The sequence below is a fragment of the Brevibacterium sp. HMSC063G07 genome (genome assembly GCF_001810665.1).
Lineage (GTDB): Bacteria > Actinomycetota > Actinomycetes > Actinomycetales > Brevibacteriaceae > Brevibacterium.
Map to the genome: position 1 here is coordinate 288,280 of NZ_KV802321.1, position 17,325 is coordinate 305,604.

Below are 17,325 nucleotides of genomic sequence, written 5' to 3' on the forward strand. Positions count from 1 at the left end.
ATCGGGTACATGGTCTCGGCCGTGGAGTCATAGAGTTACAGTGATCCGCGGCATGCATATACCCTAGGGCAATTGCAGAGCGAATGCACAAGTGCCGGTCAGAAAGTCTCTGCTTCCTTTCCTCCAGTCCGAGGCTTCCCCTATCCTTTCAGTCCGAGTGAGCGCTCCAGCTGTGTCCATCCGTCGGTGCGCAGGTGCAGGCGAACGACGGGACGTCCCGCGCGGCGGAGTGCATCCGCATCGCCGTCGGCTTGTGCGCTGAGCAGCTGTGCAAAAGAGCAGTCGGCACCGGGAACTGCGAGGTCTTCGCCCGCAGGGTCGGCGGTGATCTGGATGAAGGCCCCATTGTTCCGCCCGCCCTTGTGGTACTGCCCGGTGGAGTGCAGATAGGCCGGCCCGAAGCCGAAGGTGGTGACAAGTCCGGTCAGGCGGAAAACTGCTTCGCGCAGCGCCTCGATCGCAGCAAAGCGCTCCGGGTCGACAAAAGCCTGGACGGCTACGTATCCGAACTCGGGAACGGCACCGGCCAGGGCCTGAACGGTCCCGCTGATGCTGCGCACGCTGGCCAGCGCGTGCTCATTGCCGTAGACGTCGATGTTTTCGTAGCTGAACACAAGGTCCATGCCGTGAACCCCTTCGGGATCTGCAAGGGCGGCCCGGGCGGAGGCTTTGGCGGATTCAACGTCGGGCTGGTCAAAGGGATCGACGGCCGTGGAGAAAGCCAGAAGGGCGGTTGTGAATTCCCACAGGTAGAGCGCAGCTCCGAGCTCGGCCGTGACTGTGGCCATGTGGCCGGATACGGGCGCAGGAAGCTCCGTGCTGTCTTCGCCGTCCAGGGCGAGTTGGACAATGCTGACGTCCGGCCCGGCCTTCTGGATGAGATCGGAGTTCGGGTCTGCAACGGCAATCGGCAGAAGCCCCCTGCCGTCCTTGCCGAGCGATTCGCCTACGAGCTGCTCGATCCATGCACCCAAACCGACGCCGGTCTGGTCCGCCAGAACGAGCTTGTCGACATCGCGAGCGTGAGCGCTGGAGAGGAACGCCGCCAGTTCAACCGCGGGGTTGTCGTCGTCACGGCCGAGCACAGCGGCACTCTGCGCAGCCGCCTCCAGCAGCGGTCGCGGATCGCCGCCGGCCAAAACGGCGGGGACAAGGCCGAAGGCGGTGAGTGCCGAATAGCGCCCGCCGACATCGGTCGGGGTCGTGAAGACCGCGGTGAAGCGCTCGAGGTCGTTCAGCTGTGAACCGGGGTCTGTAATGGCGATGACCCGTTCGGCGGGGTCGAGGCCGGCGTCGGCGCAGGCGGCCTCAAAAGCGGCAAGGTGTGAGCGGGTTTCGACCGTTGTGCCTGATTTCGATGCGACGATCAGTCCCGTGTGCTTGAGGTCGTCGCCGAAAGCCCGGTGCACAGCGGCGGGTGCCGTGCTCGTCAAGAAGGTGAGCTCCACCTCGAGAGCGCGAGCGATAACGGCCGCTCCCAGCGACGACCCGCCCATGCCGGACAGGACAAAACGGTGCACACCGCTTTTGGCCAGTTCGCGGCGCAGCTCTTCGGCGCGAGCGATTTCGGGGTGTTCGACTTTCGGCAGTTCCACCCAGCCAAGGCGATTCTCAGCTGTGGCAGCGCAGGAATCGCCCCACAGCTGAGAATCGCGGGCGGCCAGGCGTGACGCAGCACGAGCCTCAGTGAGGACCTTCAGCTCATGATCGTAGGACTCGTGGGAGGCAGGGGAGAGGTCGACCTTCATCGCAGACCCGCCTCGACCGTCTGTACGAGCTCGGCCCAGCTGTCGTCGAACTTCTGCAGGCCCTCGTCTTCAAGCACCCGCATGACGTCCGCGTAGTCGATGCCTTCGGAAGCCAGCGCATCGAGCACGCTGTTGGCTTCGGCTGCAGTGCCGGTGACGGCATCACCCTTGTCGTGGCCGTGTTCGGCGTAGGCGCGCAGGGTCTTCTCCGGCATTGTGTTGACGGTTCCGGGGGCCGTGAGCTCTTCGACGTAGAGCGTGTCGCGGTACTCGGGGTTCTTCGTGCCGGTTGAGGCCCACAGCGGTCTCTGCCGGTTGGCACCGGCTGCTTCGAGAACGGCAAAGCGCTCGGAGCTGAACTGCTCTTCGGCAATGCGGTAGGCAGCACGGCAGTTGGCGATTCCGGCCTTTCCGCGCAGAGCCAGAGCCGCGTCGGTGCCTATGTTCTCCAGGCGCTTGTCCACTTCTGTGTCCACGCGGGACACGAAGATCGATGCCACGGAGTGGATGGTGCCGAGGTCGTGGCCTGCTTCGCGCGCCCTTTCGAGCCCGTTGATGTACGCCTCGACCACCCTGCGGTAGCGATCAAGCGAGAAGATGAGGGTGACATTGACGCTGATTCCCTCAGCGGTGACCGCGGTGATGGCCCGCAGGCCCTCGGGTGTGGCGGGAATCTTGATCATGACGCCTGGGCGGTCGATCATGCGGTGAAGCTTCAGCGCGCACTTGACCGTTCCCTCGGCATCGTGGGCAAGCGTCGGCGGGACTTCGATGGACACGCGGCCGTCGCGGCCGTCCGTGGCGTCGTAGACAGGTTTGAGGATGTCGCAGGCCAGAGCGACATCGCGCACGGTGAGCGCGTCGACAGCATCCTCTGTCGAAGTGCCGCTGGCCTTGAGCTCGCTCAGCTGGTCTGCGTAGCCGCTTCCCTCGGCAAGTGCTGCCGCGAAGATTGTCGGATTCGTCGTCACTCCGACAACAGAGTCTTCTGCCACGGACTGCGCGAGCGAGCCGGATTCAATGCGAGTGCGCGAAAGGTCGTCCAGCCAGATGGAAACGCCGTTCTTGCTCAGGGTCTGAAGGTTCACTGTTCCTCCTTGGCGGCGCGGATGGATTCGCGTGCGGCGGTGACGACCGCGTCGGCCGTGATGCCGAACTCTTGGTAGAGGCGCTTGTAGTCGGCTGAAGCCCCGAAGTGTTCGAGCGAAACAGTGCGGCCGTCCGTGCCGAGGTAGCGGTGCCAGCTCATTGCCGAGCCGGCTTCGACCGAGACGCGTGCCCGCAGGGTCGGAGGCAGAACGCTGTCGCGGTAGTCGCGGGGCTGAGCGTCGAACCATTCGTGGCTGGGCATCGAGACGACGCGCACCGCAGTGCCGTCGTGGCGCAGTTGCGCAGCCGCTTCGAGCGCCAGCTGAACTTCTGAGCCGGTGGCCATGAGGATGACCTCGGGCTCTGGATCGTCAGACAGAACGTAGGCGCCCTTGGCGGTGTTCTCCGCGCCGGCGAGTTCTGTCCGGTCGAGTACGGGCAGATTCTGGCGCGACAGCACAAGACCGGAGGGCCCGTCGGTGCGCTGGAGGATATTCAGCCACGCGCAGACGGTTTCGTTGGCGTCAGCGGGACGCACCACGTCGAGTCCCGGAATTGCGCGCAGGGCGCTTAAGTGCTCAACCGGCTGGTGGGTCGGGCCGTCTTCGCCAAGGCCAATGGAGTCATGGGTCCACACGAAGATGTTCGGCAGGTTCTGCAGTGCAGCCAGGCGGACAGCAGCCCGCTGGTAGTCGGAGAACACGAGGAAGGTGCCCGAGTACGGCCGGGTGGGCCCGTGCAGGGCGATTCCGTTGCAGATCAGCCCTGCGGCGAACTCGCGAACACCGAAGTGCAGGTTGCGGCCGTATTCGGTGCCGCGGAACATTTCCGAAGAGCGATCTTCTGGGAGGAATGACGGATCATTCTTGATGAGGGTGTTGTTCGAACCGGCGAGGTCAGAAGATCCGCCCCACAGTTCGGGCATCGCTGCGCCGAGTGCCTGGAGAACCTGACCGGAAGCTGCGCGCGTCGCAATTCCCTTGTCGTCTGCTTCGAAAGTCGGCAGCGTGTCTGTGAGGCCTTCGGGCAGTTCGCGCGCCTGCAGACGGCCGTACAGCGTCGCGGCTTCGGGGTTGGCGCTGCGCCACTGCTGGAAGCGCTCGTTCCAGTCTCGCTGTGCTTCGCGGCCGCGCTCTGCGGCTTTGCGGGTGTAGTCGAGAACCTCCGGGGCGATGGCGAACTTCTCTTCCGGGTCGAAGCCCAGCAGCCGTTTGGTCTGGGCGATCTCGTCGTCACCGAGCGCAGCACCGTGCGCAGCTCCCGTGTTCTGAGCGTTCGGGGCCGGCCAGGCGATGATGGTCGACAGGCGAATGAAGGACGGACGGTCGTCTTCCTTGGCCGCTTCCACTGCGAGGTGGAGGGCGTCGAGATCTTCGAGGTAGGTGCCGTCTTCCTTGACCCAGGAAACGTGCTGGGTGTGCCAGCCGTAGGCTGCGTAGCGTGCCTCGACGTCTTCGGTGAACGCGATCGAAGTGTCGTCTTCAATGGAGATGCGGTTGTCGTCCCAGATGACGATGAGGTTGCTCAGACGCTGAGTGCCCGCAAGCGATGAAGCTTCGCCGGATACGCCCTCCTGGAGGTCGCCATCACCGGCGATGACGAAGATGCTGTGGTCGAAAACGCTTTCGCCCTTCGGCGTTTCGGGGTCGAACAGACCGCGTTCGCGCCGTGCCGCCATAGCCATGCCGACAGCGCTTGCAATGCCGGAGCCAAGCGGGCCCGTGGTGATTTCAACGCCCGCGGTGTGCCCCACCTCGGGGTGGCCGGGGGTGAGCGAACCCCATTGGCGCAGCTGCTTGATGTCGTCAAGTTCCAGCCCGTAGCCGGTGAGGAACAGCTGAATGTACTGCGTAAGGCTGGCGTGTCCCGCTGACAGAACGAAGCGGTCGCGGCCGATCCAGTTCGGATCGGCCGGGCTGTGGGTCATCGCATACTGGTACAGGTAGTGCGCGGCGGGTGCGAGGCTCATAGCGGTGCCGGGGTGGCCGTTGCCGGCAGCCTGAACGGCATCAGCGGCGAGAAGTCGAGCAGTGTTGACAGCAGCCTGGTCTTCGGCAGACCAGTTCAGCGAGCTCATGCGAAGGTTCCTCCTGTTGACGTGCGTCCACACCAACTGTAACGGGCGCGCACACCGGGTGGGAGCTGGTATTCACAGGAACAGCGGATAGAATGAGCGGACGCTGGGAGAATCCAGTGAGAACAACCGCGTCGACTACAGGAAGTGAATGCGTGAGCGCTCATCAGCAGCACCAAGCAGAACGACCGCTGCAGCGTCTTCGGGATGAACAGCGACCGGCTGCTTCGGTTGAGAACCGCAGCCGCTTCATGGCCTTTGTCTCACTGACCAAACCCCGCGTCATCGAACTGCTGCTGGTCACGACAGCGCCGGTGATGTTCCTTGCCGAACGCGGACTGCCCAATCTTTGGCTCATCGTCGCCACCCTCATCGGCGGTTCGGCCGCCGCCGCGTCAGCTTCGGTGTTCAACTCGATTTTCGACCGCGACATCGACGCCCGCATGGCCCGGACCGAAACCCGCCCCCTTGTCACCGGCGAAATCTCGGTGAAAGAAGCGACGATCTTCGCGTTCTCACTGGGCATCGGCTCGATTCTGTGGATGGGCGGCTTCACCAACTGGGTTGCGGCTGGCCTGACCGCCGCTGCGATCCTCCTGTACGCGGTCTTCTACACCATGGTCCTCAAACGCCGTACCACCCAGAACATCGTCTGGGGAGGCGCGGCAGGCTGCATGCCGGTCTTCATCGGCTGGTCTGCCGTCACCGGTTCGCTTGACTGGGCGCCCGTTGCGCTTTTCCTCGTGGTGTTCTTCTGGACCCCGCCGCACTACTGGCCGCTGGCCATCAAATACAAGGCCGACTATGAAGCCGCCGATGTTCCCATGTTGCCCAACAAGGTGCCGCCGAAGACCGTCGGCGTGCAGATGATCGGCTACACGGTGGCGATGATCGCTGCATCTTTGGCTGTCATCCCGCTGGCGCCCATGGGCCCGCTGTACACGGTTGTCGCCCTGGGCTCGGGCGCTTGGTTCATGTGGGAGTGCATCACCTTCCTCAAGCGCGCAAAGCAGGGGCTGAGCGGAACGCAGCTGAAGGCCATGCGCGTTTTCCACGGATCCATCACCTACCTTTCGATTCTGTTCCTGGCAGTTGCAATCGATCCGTTCCTCAATCCGTTCCTCGGCTGATTCCTGACTGCAGAACAGCGGGGCCGGTGAGAAACTTCTCACCGGCCCCGCTGTTCTGTGTCTGCCCGATCTGTGCTCTTAACGTACACGGCAGCAGGCGGTTGGACTCCTAGCGGTAGGTCAGCAGTCTGCCGGTGCAGTGGGCCGTTTGGTTGAAGCTCACGAGGTTCACGCCCTGTCTGCCGGCAGCGAGGGTCGTCACACCGGTGTTGGCGGCAACCCGGCACAGCTTCACCCACGTTTCGACTGTGCCGTCGATGAGCGCGGTCGCCAGCTGCGAGATCACTCCGGCGGAACTGAAGACAACGCTCGTGCCCGGCACAGCCGCAAGCTCAGTCAGCGCCTCGTCGGCTGCGCGAGCGAACTCACGGTAGACGCTGCGATGCTGCGCTTCGGTGGCCCACAGGCGCATGCCGACTTCGATTCTCTTCTGGAACTCTGTCGCCGAAATGATGTCGTCTGAGCAGCCCGCCAGGCTCAGCAGACAGTCGCTGTCGTATTCATTCCAGCGTGCATCTGTTGTCACATCGGCCGTCCAGCCGGCGGCCGATTTCGCCAGTTGCGCGGTGTGCGTCTGCCTTTCGAGGCTGCCGGTGATGATCCGCGCTGGTTCAGCCGGAAGATGCTCACGTAAGTAGGCGCCGAGCGCGGTGGCCTGTGCGCGGCCGACTTCGGAGAGCCGATCGTACACCGGCTCTCCGAAGCTCGCCTGTCCGTGGCGGACCAAGAGGATGGTCGGCATCAGATTCTGTTGAGGTCGATGCCCTTGGTCTCGGGCATGATGAGCACGGCGATGAGCGTGGAAACACACAGTGCAACGATGTACGCGCTTGAGAGCCACGCCATGTTGATGTCGATTGCCAAAGCGTTGAGGTACGGTGCCGAACCGCCGAAGACTGCGACAGAAACGGAGTAGGCGAAGCCCAGCGCCTGTGTGCGGTACTTGGTGGGGAAGGCCTCGGACATGACGGAGGCCAGAAGCGCGCCGGACATGGCGACGACCACCAGCGACACCGTCGAAGCAACCAGCAGAGTCCACGGTTCCGAGCTGATGAGCATCATCATCGGGAACTGGAGGACCATCATGCCGATCGCGAAGCCGAACAGCACCGGCTTGCGGCCGACTTTATCGGAAAGCAGACCCCACAGCGGCAGAGCTGCCAGCGCAATGGTCTGCGATACGCACACCACGAGGTATGCCTGGGCCGGTTCCATTCCGTGCTGAGTGATCGCATAGGTCGAAACATAGGAGCTCCAGGTGTAGTGCGCAGCCGTAATGCCTGACACGAAGGCGATGATGAGGATGACCGTCTTCCACACCGCGTGCGTTGTGACGGGATGCGGTGCATCTGCGGGTGCTTCGGCTGCTGCGGATCTGACGGTGTCGGCGGCAGGGTGTGCGAGATCAGCCGCGTCGGCCGGGATGTCGTCATCGGAACTTTCGAAAACCTCGGATTCGAGCATTTCGCGGCGCATCCAGAGCACAACGAGAGCGAGCACACCGCCTGCGAGGAACGGCAGACGCCAGCCCCATGCCGAAACTGCTTCATCCGAAAGCACCGTGGTGAGAACCGTTCCGACGATATAGGCGAGGACCGATCCGGCGAAAATGGCGATGAAGGGAATTGATCCCCACATGCCGCGGCGTGCGGCGGGTGCGATCTCAGCGACGTAGGTGTTCGCCGCGGCCGACTCACCGCCGTGGGCAAAGCCCTGGACAACGCGGATGGTCAGGAGAAGAGCCGAAGCGCCGATGCCGATTGCGGTGTAGGTGGGCATGATTCCAATTGCGAATGATCCTGCGGCCATGGTCAGCATTGTGACCAGCAGAACGAACTTGCGGCCCTTCTTGTCTGCCAAGCGGCCGAAGACGAAACCGCCCAGAGGCCTAGCCAAGAACCCAACTGCGAATACCGCGAAGGTCGCCAGCAGGGCTGACACGGGGTCGGTCTGGTCGAACATCACCTTGGCGATGAACGGGGCGAAGACCGCATAGGACGACCACTCGTACCATTCGAGGATGTTGCCGACGGTTGAGGCCCGCACCGATTTCCTTGTAGCCCGATCAGCTTTGACACGGGAGGTCGGCAGCGACTGGGGGTACTGGCGAGGTGGTGTGTGAGCCTGCGACGTTGGAGGCTGGGACATGGTCACTCCTCTATGAGCTGTTGCGCTTGATCAAGCAGCGTCAAGACGCCGGTGTCGAGATTCGCGGCGAAGGGATCGTCCGGACGCTCGCCGTTGAGCCACCGGGTGTAGATTGCTTCGGAGAAGATTGCGGCCTTCCACAGTGCCAGTGACATGTACCATTTCAGCGGCGAGACATCCAGGCCTGTGCGATCGGCGTAGCGGCTGATGACCTCGTCGCGGGTGGGAAATGCCGACCCGCGGGTCACGGGTGTCAGCTCCATAATCGTCGGCTCCGCTGATGGGTCGGCATAGGTTGCCACCAGGTAGCCGAGGTCTGCCAGGGGATCTCCGAGTGTTGCCATCTCCCAGTCGAGGATCGCCTGAATCCGAGGCGGAGCTGACTTTTCATACATCACGTTGCCCATGCGGAAGTCGCCGTGGACGACACTGTGACGCTGGGTTGTCGGCAGTGCTGACGCCAGCCTGTGCGCGATCGCATCGACCTGGGGGACTTCACGCTTCGATGTCTGTCCCCACAGGCCGCTGAAACGCTGCACTTGGCGTTCAAGGTACCCCTCGGGCCTGCCGAGAGCGGATACCGGTTCGCAAGACACATCGACGGAGTGCAGGGCAGCGAGTGAATCGACCATCGCCTCGACAGCGATGCGCGGCCCCTCCGGTCCGGCAAAGCAGTCGGGCACCCGGTCGGTGACGACCTCACCGTCGAGGAACTCCATGATGTAGAACGGAACACCGAGGACCGCTTCGTCTTCGCACAGGGCGAGGATGCTGGGAACGGCTATGCCTTCGGGTGCGAGTGCGGACTGGATGCGCGCTTCGCGCTTCATGTCGTGCGTCGACTTCGGCAGCGGAGGGCGCGGTCCGCGGCGCAGAACAAACTGGGTGTCGCCGCGGCGCAGGAGGTAGGTGATATTCGACTGGCCCTCGCCGATTCGCTGCCACGCAACCGGCCCTGAGCCCAGCCGCTGCTCGTCAAGATATTCGGTCAGGGATTCCAGAACGAGCAGCGGGGGAGAGCTCAACTCCTGCGCTTCGGTGCGCGTGGCGACAACCTCGATTCCATCAGGCTGTGTCAGCATCGGGAATCATCCCCATCGCAGGGGCGGAGGGCAGCTGTGCCCTGATCGGGTGCTCCTGCCTGCACTTCTTTTCTGCGGCGGGACGAAGCGCGCCGGGCTATGGCGAACTTGTGGGTCTCAGTCGAGCCGTCGTAGATCCTGAACGGGCGAACCTCGTTGAGGTACTGAATCAGCGGCAGACCGTCGGATACGCCGTCGCCGCCGCAGATCTGCACACAGCGGTCGATGACCCGGTAGACAGCTTCGGAAACATACACTTTCGCAATTGACGACAGGCTGCGGCCGGCTGCTTCGTCCTCCTCCAGCTTCCGTGCTGTCTTCTCAATGAGCGCTGCAGATGTTTCGATGTCGATCTCACACTGCGCGATGAGCTCCTGTGCAAGTCCCAGACGGTAGAGCTTGTCGCCGAAGATCTCCCGCTTCTCCGCCCGATCCAGCGCAATGTCAAGAGAACGGCGGGCCAGGCCCAGCCAGCGCATGCAGTGTGTGAGGCGAGCCGGTCCCAGACGAACCTGGGCATATTCAAACCCCCGCCCCACCGCACCGATGACTGCTGAAGAATCGACCTTGCAGTCGTCGAAGTACACGTGGGGGTGGCCACCGGCAATTGTGGTGTCAACCGTGTGGATGGGCTCACCCACACGCACTCCGGGATTGTCCGCATCGACGAAGAACATGGTGGCGCCCTCGGGGGAATCACCGTGTGCGGGAGTGCGCATCATCGCGATGAAGAACGATGCTTCGTATGCCCCGGAAATGAAGCGCTTGTGTCCGTTGAGCACCCACTGGCCGTCTGAGAACTCAGCACTCGAAGTCAGCGAGTTCGGGTCGGAGCCGGCGCCGGGATGCGGTTCGGTCATAGCGAATGACGAACGCACCTGACCTGCTGCCAGCGGACGAAGATAGCGCTCTTTCTGCTCTTCGTTCGCTACCAGGCTGAGCATGTGCATATTGCCCTCGTCTGGGGCCATGATGTTGAGAACTGCCGGTCCGATGGGGGAGTACCCGGCCTCTTGGAACAGCACAGGCCAATCGCGCAGCGGAACACCGGCACCGCCGTGCTCTTCGGAGACGTGCACGCTGAGCAGTCCCTCACCGGCTGCGGCATCTTTGAGGCGCTGCAGCTCTTCTGGTTGGAGGGTCTCACCGGGGCGAGGTTCGGCGGGAATGATCTGCTCTCGCACGAAGCTGCGGATTCTTCGGCGCAGCTGTTCGACATCGGGGGTGTGCGTGCTGTGTGCGTTCATGTCAGGCCCTTCCTCCGTTTGAGAGCAGTCCACCGTCGAGGGTGATGACTTGTGAAGTGATCCACGACGAAGAATCGGATACCAAGAACACTGCGGTATGTGCGATGTCTTCGGGTGTGCCCAGGCGTTTGAGCGGATACTGCTGGGCGACCTTGTCTTCGCCTTCGGCATAGAGCGCTTCGGAGAACTGAGTTTTCACGACGGCCGGGGCGATCGCGTTGACTCGCACTTCCGGTCCGAGTTCTGCGCCGAGAGTCGTGGTCAGGTGGTTGACCGCGGCCTTGGAAACGCCGTACAGGCCGAGGTTCGGTGACGGTGTTGCGCCTGCGACCGAAGACAGGTTGACGACCCTGCCGCGGTTTTCGCGGAACTTCAGTCCTTCGTGGTGGTAGGCCGCTTGGGTCCAGGCCAGGGTTGAGAGCAGGTTGACTGACAGCACCTTCTCAACGGCTGCCATTTCGAGGTCCACGAGCTTGCCGTAGACGGGGTTGATTCCTGCGTTGTTGATGAGGATGTCGAGTCTGCCGAAGCGCTCGGCAATAGTGTCCAGTACCTGTCTGCGGTGTTCGGGGTCATCTGCTTTGCCCGCAATGCCGATGGCTTTGCCGTCCGGCAGGCTGTTGACTGCCTGCTGCAGCGCGTCGTCCTTGCGGGCTGTCATAACCACCGTCACGCCGCTGCGGGTGAGCTCTTCGGCTATTGCAAAGCCGATTCCGCGCGATGCGCCGGTCACAAGGGCTGTCTGCCCTTCGAGTTCGGTGTACACGGTCATGGTGTTCTCCTCGGGAGTGCTTCACCGCAGTGCGCGGCGTTGAATCTTTCCGGTTTCTGTCTTGGGCAGTTCATCGACGATTGTGATTTCTGTCGGGCGTTTAAAGGCCGCTAGGCGTTCACTGCAGAAGTCTCTGAGCTCGCTTGGTTCGGCAGGGGTGTTCGGGTGCAGCGACACGAAGGCGACAACTGTTTCACCGCGGTATTCGTCTGGTTTGCCGATCACTGCGGCTTCGTAGACGGCAGGGTGTTCGTACAGGACGTCTTCGACTTCGCGCGGCCAGACTTTGAAGCCGGATGCGTTGATCTGGTCTTTGAGCCGGTCGACCAGGTAGATCCAGCCGTCTTCGTCCATGATTGCGGAATCCCCGGTGCGCAGCATTCCGTCGACAATCGTTTTCTCTGTGGCTTCCGGGTTGTTCCAGTAGCCCGAGATCACCTGCGGTCCGGCAACTGCAAGTTCGCCTTCTTCGCCCGGCGGCAGTTCGCTTCCGTCAAGTCCGATGACGGCGGCGTCGACATTGGGCAGCGGCACCCCCACCGACAGGGTGCCGCTTGCGCTGTGCACTGGTGCCCTGTGGCCTGGCGGACTGGCAATGATGGCCGAGGTGGTCTCCGTCATTCCGTAGGCCCCGCCGATTACGATGCCGAATTTCTCTGCGAATGCCTCGACGGTGGCCGGGGGAGTGGGCGCTCCGCCGGAGAGCAGCGCTTTTGCAGATGCGAAGTGTTCGCGCTTGACCTCATCTGACTGCAGCAGGGCGTTGTAGACGGTGATCGACGACAGCATGTGGTGGGCGCCGTGCTCGCGGAACGCATCCGCCAGGACATCGGGCTTGGGCCTGTTGGCGAACACGAGCGCACCGCCGTGCAGCAGGGCAGTCGTATTGACGGCGCCGACACCCGTGATGTGGAACAGCGGTGCGGCAGCAAACGTGACGTCTTCGGGCGTCATGGACAGCCACGCGCTGTTCGTCGCAGCAATGTGCAGGAGATTTCCGTGTGTATTCGGTGCGCCCTTGGCCGGTCCGGTTGTTCCCGACGTGTAGACCATGACGGCCACGTCGTTGTGATTCAGCTGGACAGGGGGCGGTGCGCTGCCGTCGAACTGTTCGATCAGTGCGCAGACATCGCCGTCGGAAGCAGCGTCAAGGCGTTCGGTGCTGGCGAAGACGCGGGGGTCGTTGCGGGTCTGGTAGTCCAGACTCGACGTGGTGAGAAGCCACTCAACGTCAGAGCCCTCGCAGAAGCTCCGCGTCTCCTCAAACAGCGTGTCTTCAACGATGACGCCCTTGGCGCCGGAATCGTCTACCAGCCTGCGGAACTCTCGCTGGCGGTACATGGGATTGATGAGCAGAGCGGAAGCGCCGAGTTTCCACAAGGCGAGCAGAGCAAGGGGGAACTGGGGAATGTTCTGCAGCTTCAAACCGACGCAGTCGCCTTTGCCGATTCCCCGCTGCGCTAAGGCCGCAGCAAGAGCATCGGACTTTCTGTCAACCTCCGCGGCGGAGAATACTCGATCGAAGTAGACGAGGGCTGTGTTGTCTGGGTCTCGGGCAACGCGTGCTTTCCACCCTTCCGGTAGATTTGCGTGTTCGACCTCGACGCTTTTCGGGATGTGTTCAGGGTAGAGATGTGTCCATCGCTTGGTGTGCCCCATGACATGCTCCTTCGAATGTCCCGACCGAGCGATCGCTCGGTGTATGAACCCTCACACGGCGAGCCGCGCAATGTCAAGAGTCATTCGCGTGTAAGAGTGTGGGGGATGCCGAATTGCAGAAAGAGGAAGCACGATGGAGGATTTCCAGCCGTCGATAGAAGACGGAAACTGGCGCGCTTTTTACGACACTGTGATGCCGCCGATTCTCCGCGCTGCCCTCAGCTGTTTCGCCGACAAGGGCTTCCACGGCACAAGCATCCGCCAGATAGCCGATCGCGCAGGTCTTTCGGTGCCTGGGCTCTACCACCATTGGAAATCGAAATACGACCTTCTGCTGGCTGTCATTCGCTACGCGATGACTGACCTCGCGGCCCGTTCTGACCTTGCAGAAGAGCAGGCTGGTGCAAGCAGTGCTGAGCAGCTCGACGCATACGTCGAATGCATGGTGCTGTTCCATGCAAAGAACCAGCAGCTCGCCTTTGTGGCAGCCTCAGAGCTTCGCTCGATTCACCCTGATGACAGGCCCGACTACGTTGCTTTGCGCGATGCGCAGCACGCCAGGCTCAGCAGAATAGTCCAACGCGGTGCCGCCGATGGCGAATTCAGCGTGCCCTATCCGCGCGAAGCCGTGACCGCTGTGATCAGCATGTGCACGGGAATCTCCCAGTGGTATCGCGCGGACGGGCCGCTGCGTCCGGAACAGCTGGCCGGACGTTTTCGGCACATAGCACGCGGTGCTGTCGGTGCTGTGCGCTCTGGCTCGGCTGAGCCCTGAGAGCTACTCTTCGCCAAAACCCGCCGCGTGCAGTGACGCGTAGAGGCCGCCGGCGGCAATGAGATCGTCATGCGCGCCCTGCTCGACAATGCTGCCCTTGTCCATGACGACGATGACATCCGCATTGCGGATGGTCGACAGCCGGTGGGCTATGACAATGCTCGTCCGCCCCGCCCGCAGCCTGTTCATTGCCTCCTGCACCAGCACTTCTGTGCGAGTATCGACGTTCGAGGTGGCCTCGTCGAGAATCAGGATCGTCGGCTCGGACACAAAAGCGCGGGCAATTGTGATGAGCTGACGCTGCCCCGCGGAGATGTTGTCTGCGGTTTCGGTGATCATGGAATCCAGACCGTCAGGCAGCTGCGACGTAAAGCGGTCCACGTAGGCGGCCTGGGCGGCCGCTTCGATTGCGCTGGAATCGGCACGATCATTGCCGTAGGCGATGTTGTCCCGTATGGAGCCCTCAAACAGCCACGTGTCCTGCAGAACCATGCCGATAGGGCGGCGCAGATCGGCTCGACTCATGTTGCGAACATCTCGTCCGTCGATCCGTATGCTGCCGGAATCCGCGTCGTAGAAGCGCATGAGCAGGTTGACGATCGTGGTTTTGCCAGCACCCGTGGGTCCCACAACGGCAATTGTCTGACCCGGCTGGGCAGTGAGCGTCAAATCGGAGATGAGCTCCTCATCGGGGCTGTAGGAGAAGCCGACCGCAGAGAACTCGATTTTCCCGTGCGAGGGGGCAAAGGGCTCGACGTCCGTCTGCGGTGTTTCCTCCGGAGCGTCGAGAAGTTCGTAGACGCGCTCGGCACTTGCAGCAGCCGACTGCAGGCGCGATGCCATGCCGCCCAGCTGGCCGAAGGTCTGAGAGAACTGGCGTGAGTACCACACAAAGGCCTGCACAATGCCCAGAGTGATGGCTCCGCCGGCCACGAGAGCCGCCCCCACAATCGCTATTGCGACGAACACGAGGTTCGACACGAATGTCATCGACGGCATGATCGAACCGGACAGAATCTGCGCCCGGAGGCTGGCGGCATAGACTTCGCGATTCGATTTTTCGAACTCTGTGCGTGCCGCCGGAAGCCCGCCGTGTACGCGCAGCAGCGCAATCCCGGTGATTGACTCTTCGACGTGCGCATTGAGTTCGCCGGTTGCGGCCCATTGCCTGCTGAACTGCCGTTGGCTGGGCACGCCGATGAGCGCGAAGATCACACCCGTAATCGGAATTGAGGCAACCGCAATGAGCGCCAGCTGCCACGACAGGGTGAACATCACCGCGAGTACTCCGAAGAAGCTGATGAGTCCCGTAATGATCTGCTGGAGGTTTTCATTGGCGACCTGGGTGACATTGTCGAGGTCGTTGTTCAGCCGGGACAGAACATCGCCCTTGCGCTGCCTATCGGCGTAGGACAGCGGCACCCGGTGCAGCTTTGCCTCGACACGAGCGCGCATATCGCTCATGACGATGTTGACAACCCGGATGCTCACGCGGCCGCCGATGAAGGTGAACAGCGAAGATAGGACGTACACCGCAACACCGACGAGAACGAGTTTGCCGATGAGCCCGAAGTCCATCCCAGCTCCGGGCACGACATCCATCGTGTCGATGATGGGTCCCAGCGATGACTGCTGATCGCGCGCCTGTGCAGCTTCTTCGGCATGCTGCCCAGCCGCGGTCGTCATCGACAGATAGCCTGCAAACACGGCGTCTGTCGCCAGTCCGAAAACATAGGGTGCCGCAATTGTGAGCACTGTGCCGACGAACAGGGTGATGACGGTGATGACCATCGGGGTGCGATGCGGTCTGAATTCGCCGACGAACCGTTTGACCGTGGCCCAGAAGTGAGCGGACTTTTCGTTTGGCGGGGTTTCTTCACTCATGGGCCGCTCCCGTCTGCGATGAGTAGATCTCCCGGTAGACGTCCGAGGATTCCAAAAGCTCGGTGTGCGTGCCGACTGCAACGGCTCGACCTTCATCGAGCACGACGATCTGATCGGCCCGGGCTGCACTTGAGCAGCGTTGGGTGACGACGATCTGGGTGCGCGGACCCATCTGGGCAATTCCGTCCCGCACTCGCGCTTCTGTCTGCGTGTCGAGGGCCGAAAAGGAATCGTCGAAGATCAGGATGGGACTTGGGCGAACCAGTGCCATGGCGATTGCCAGCCGCTGACGCTGACCGCCGGAGAGGTTAGTGCCGTTCTGGTTGACCCGGTACTGGGTCTGGCCTTCTAGCCCCTGCACGTACTCCCACGCCTGGGATGTGCGCAGGGCGCTCTGCACTTGAGCATCAGTGGCACCGGGGTTGCCCTTGCGCAGATTTCCCTCGATCGTGTCGCCGAAAACCTGCGGTTTCTGCGGCACATAGCCGAACTGTTCGCTGCGTGCTTCTGCCGTGAGCTCTTCGGCGGGCACCCCGCCGATGACGACAGAGCCGCTCGTGGGGTCAAGCAAGCCCACGATGAGCTGCATGAGAACGGTCTTGCCGGAGCCCGTGGCGCCGATGATCGCAGTCGTGGTGCCCGGTCGGCAGGTGAACGTGACCGAATCCAGAACGGGCGCCTCGGCCCCGGGGAAGCAGAAAGTGACATCGGAGACTTCCAGCAGACCGGGGTGGGAAACGGACTCGGCGGAACCTGAGCGCGTCTGTGCCGGCTCGGTTTCCAGCACTTCCCGGATGCGGCCGGCGGCGACTTCGGCACGGGGCATCATCATGGCCAGGAACGAGGCCATGAGAACGCCCATGAGGATCAGCATGAGGTACTGCGTGAACGCCATAATCGAACCGACATTGCTGGTGCCGGCTTCCACACCGAGCGCCCCGAACCACACAATGGCCATCTCGCCAAGGCCGACAACGAGCATGACCAGCGGAAACAGGGTCACGAAATACTTTCCGACAGTCATGTAGGCGTCCGTCATCTGATCATTGACCCGTTCGTAGCGCTTCTTCTCAGCGTCTTCTTTGACGAAGGCACGGATGACCCGCAGGCCTGAGAGCTGCTGTGACAGAACCGACCCCATAGCGTCAAGGCGCTCCTGCATGATGCGGAAGCTCGGCACCATCCCGCGAATTGCCCACACCATGATCGCCATGAGCAGGACGACAGTAGCCACAATCGTCCACGAAAGCGCAAGGTCCAGAGTCAGCGCCATGATGAGCCCGCCGACGGCCATAAACGGAGCCATGATCGCGATCGACATCGCCATTGTCAGGAACTGCTGGACCTGGCGGACGTCGTTGGTTGAGCGGGTCACCAAACTCGATGTGCCGAACTGGGCGATCTCCTGAAACCCGAACGACGACACCTTGGCAAAGAACGCCGTGCGCATGTGCTGCGCCGCTTTGAGGGAGGCGTACGCGCCGCAGGCAACCGCGAGGATATTGGTCACCAGCTGTCCGAAAGTCAGAGCCAGCATGGCTGCGCCCAAACGCCACACCACGGCAGCGTCTCCAACGGCAATCCCGTCGTCGATCACGCGCGCATTGAGGGTCGGCAGAGCCAGCGATCCTGCAATCTGCAGGGCTTCAAAGACCAACAGGCCGAGAAGCGCAGGCCACAGCGGAAGCGCGAACTTGCGAAAAAGATGCAGAAGCAT

At 62.4% G+C, this 17,325-nt stretch carries 13 protein-coding genes; 2 read left to right on the forward strand and 11 right to left on the reverse strand.

Annotated elements, in window-relative coordinates; all coding sequences use genetic code 11:
* Window positions 1-140: 140 nt before the first annotated feature.
* From HMPREF2757_RS01335 to tkt, 3 genes are read right to left on the reverse strand one after another with little or no spacing between them, the layout of a single operon-like run.
* Window positions 141-1,748, reverse strand: coding sequence for a hypothetical protein (locus tag HMPREF2757_RS01335; protein WP_070572645.1), 1,608 nt, complete (start codon window positions 1,746-1,748; stop codon window positions 141-143).
* On the reverse strand, window positions 1,745-2,836 hold the full coding sequence (tal, locus tag HMPREF2757_RS01340; protein ID WP_070572646.1) for a transaldolase: 1,092 nt from the start codon (window positions 2,834-2,836) through the stop codon (window positions 1,745-1,747). The genes HMPREF2757_RS01335 and tal overlap by 4 nt, the downstream gene beginning before the upstream one ends.
* Entirely contained in the window at window positions 2,833-4,914 is a 2,082-nt protein-coding gene (gene tkt, locus HMPREF2757_RS01345; RefSeq protein ID WP_070572648.1) for a transketolase, read from the reverse strand. Before tkt ends, tal begins: the two co-directional genes overlap by 4 nt.
* Before the next feature lie 152 nt (window positions 4,915-5,066).
* Here tkt and HMPREF2757_RS01350 point away from each other — a divergent pair, with 152 nt between their 5' ends.
* A complete protein-coding gene (locus HMPREF2757_RS01350; RefSeq protein ID WP_070572650.1) occupies window positions 5,067-6,041 on the forward strand; it encodes a heme o synthase in 975 nt (324 codons plus the stop codon).
* Between the two features lie 109 nt (window positions 6,042-6,150).
* On the opposite strand, the gene HMPREF2757_RS01355 is transcribed toward HMPREF2757_RS01350, so the two are convergent.
* The 6 genes from HMPREF2757_RS01355 to HMPREF2757_RS01380 are packed head-to-tail and all read right to left on the reverse strand — an operon-like array spanning window position 6,151 to window position 12,949.
* A complete protein-coding gene (locus tag HMPREF2757_RS01355; RefSeq protein ID WP_070572652.1) occupies window positions 6,151-6,783 on the reverse strand; it encodes a histidine phosphatase family protein in 633 nt (210 codons plus the stop codon).
* The gene (locus HMPREF2757_RS01360) at window positions 6,783-8,189 is read right to left on the reverse strand and encodes an MFS transporter (protein WP_083304033.1); all 1,407 of its coding nucleotides are present in this window, start codon (window positions 8,187-8,189) and stop codon (window positions 6,783-6,785) included. Before HMPREF2757_RS01360 ends, HMPREF2757_RS01355 begins: the two co-directional genes overlap by 1 nt.
* A gap of 2 nt (window positions 8,190-8,191) precedes the next feature.
* Window positions 8,192-9,271 carry a phosphotransferase family protein gene (locus tag HMPREF2757_RS01365; protein WP_070572654.1) on the reverse strand — a complete coding sequence of 360 codons (1,080 nt, stop codon included), beginning with the start codon at window positions 9,269-9,271 and terminating at the stop codon, window positions 8,192-8,194.
* Complete coding sequence (locus tag HMPREF2757_RS01370; protein ID WP_070572657.1) at window positions 9,265-10,518, reverse strand: acyl-CoA dehydrogenase family protein; 1,254 nt, start codon at window positions 10,516-10,518, stop codon at window positions 9,265-9,267. The genes HMPREF2757_RS01365 and HMPREF2757_RS01370 overlap by 7 nt, the downstream gene beginning before the upstream one ends.
* A gap of 1 nt (window position 10,519) precedes the next feature.
* Window positions 10,520-11,290, reverse strand: coding sequence for an SDR family oxidoreductase (locus tag HMPREF2757_RS01375; protein ID WP_070572659.1), 771 nt, complete (start codon window positions 11,288-11,290; stop codon window positions 10,520-10,522).
* Window positions 11,291-11,311: 21 nt separating this feature from the next.
* A complete protein-coding gene (locus HMPREF2757_RS01380; protein ID WP_070572661.1) occupies window positions 11,312-12,949 on the reverse strand; it encodes a class I adenylate-forming enzyme family protein in 1,638 nt (545 codons plus the stop codon).
* Between the two features lie 133 nt (window positions 12,950-13,082).
* On the opposite strand from HMPREF2757_RS01380, the gene HMPREF2757_RS01385 reads away from it, so the two are divergent.
* Window positions 13,083-13,724, forward strand: coding sequence for a TetR/AcrR family transcriptional regulator (locus tag HMPREF2757_RS01385; protein ID WP_070572663.1), 642 nt, complete (start codon window positions 13,083-13,085; stop codon window positions 13,722-13,724).
* A gap of 3 nt (window positions 13,725-13,727) precedes the next feature.
* Here HMPREF2757_RS01385 and HMPREF2757_RS01390 read toward each other — a convergent pair whose 3' ends face one another.
* Complete coding sequence (locus tag HMPREF2757_RS01390) at window positions 13,728-15,608, reverse strand: ABC transporter ATP-binding protein (RefSeq protein WP_070572665.1); 1,881 nt, start codon at window positions 15,606-15,608, stop codon at window positions 13,728-13,730.
* Window positions 15,601-17,325, reverse strand: coding sequence for an ABC transporter ATP-binding protein (locus HMPREF2757_RS01395; protein WP_070572667.1), 1,725 nt, complete (start codon window positions 17,323-17,325; stop codon window positions 15,601-15,603). Before HMPREF2757_RS01395 ends, HMPREF2757_RS01390 begins: the two co-directional genes overlap by 8 nt.

Bases quoted from the DNA above. Each gene is read 5' to 3' on its own strand.
- HMPREF2757_RS01385 (WP_070572663.1), top strand. From the start codon at position 13,083: ATGGAGGATTTCCAGCCGTCGATAGAAGACGGAAACTGGCGCGCTTTT.
- HMPREF2757_RS01390 (WP_070572665.1), bottom strand. From the start codon at position 15,608: ATGAGTGAAGAAACCCCGCCAAACGAAAAGTCCGCTCACTTCTGGGCC.
- tkt (WP_070572648.1), bottom strand. From the start codon at position 4,914: ATGAGCTCGCTGAACTGGTCTGCCGAAGACCAGGCTGCTGTCAACACT.
- HMPREF2757_RS01360 (WP_083304033.1), bottom strand. From the start codon at position 8,189: ATGTCCCAGCCTCCAACGTCGCAGGCTCACACACCACCTCGCCAGTAC.
- HMPREF2757_RS01355 (WP_070572652.1), bottom strand. From the start codon at position 6,783: ATGCCGACCATCCTCTTGGTCCGCCACGGACAGGCGAGCTTCGGAGAG.
- HMPREF2757_RS01395 (WP_070572667.1), bottom strand. From the start codon at position 17,325: ATGCTTCTGCATCTTTTTCGCAAGTTCGCGCTTCCGCTGTGGCCTGCG.
- HMPREF2757_RS01380 (WP_070572661.1), bottom strand. From the start codon at position 12,949: ATGGGGCACACCAAGCGATGGACACATCTCTACCCTGAACACATCCCG.
- HMPREF2757_RS01375 (WP_070572659.1), bottom strand. From the start codon at position 11,290: ATGACCGTGTACACCGAACTCGAAGGGCAGACAGCCCTTGTGACCGGC.
- HMPREF2757_RS01365 (WP_070572654.1), bottom strand. From the start codon at position 9,271: ATGCTGACACAGCCTGATGGAATCGAGGTTGTCGCCACGCGCACCGAA.
- HMPREF2757_RS01370 (WP_070572657.1), bottom strand. From the start codon at position 10,518: ATGAACGCACACAGCACGCACACCCCCGATGTCGAACAGCTGCGCCGA.
- HMPREF2757_RS01335 (WP_070572645.1), bottom strand. From the start codon at position 1,748: ATGAAGGTCGACCTCTCCCCTGCCTCCCACGAGTCCTACGATCATGAG.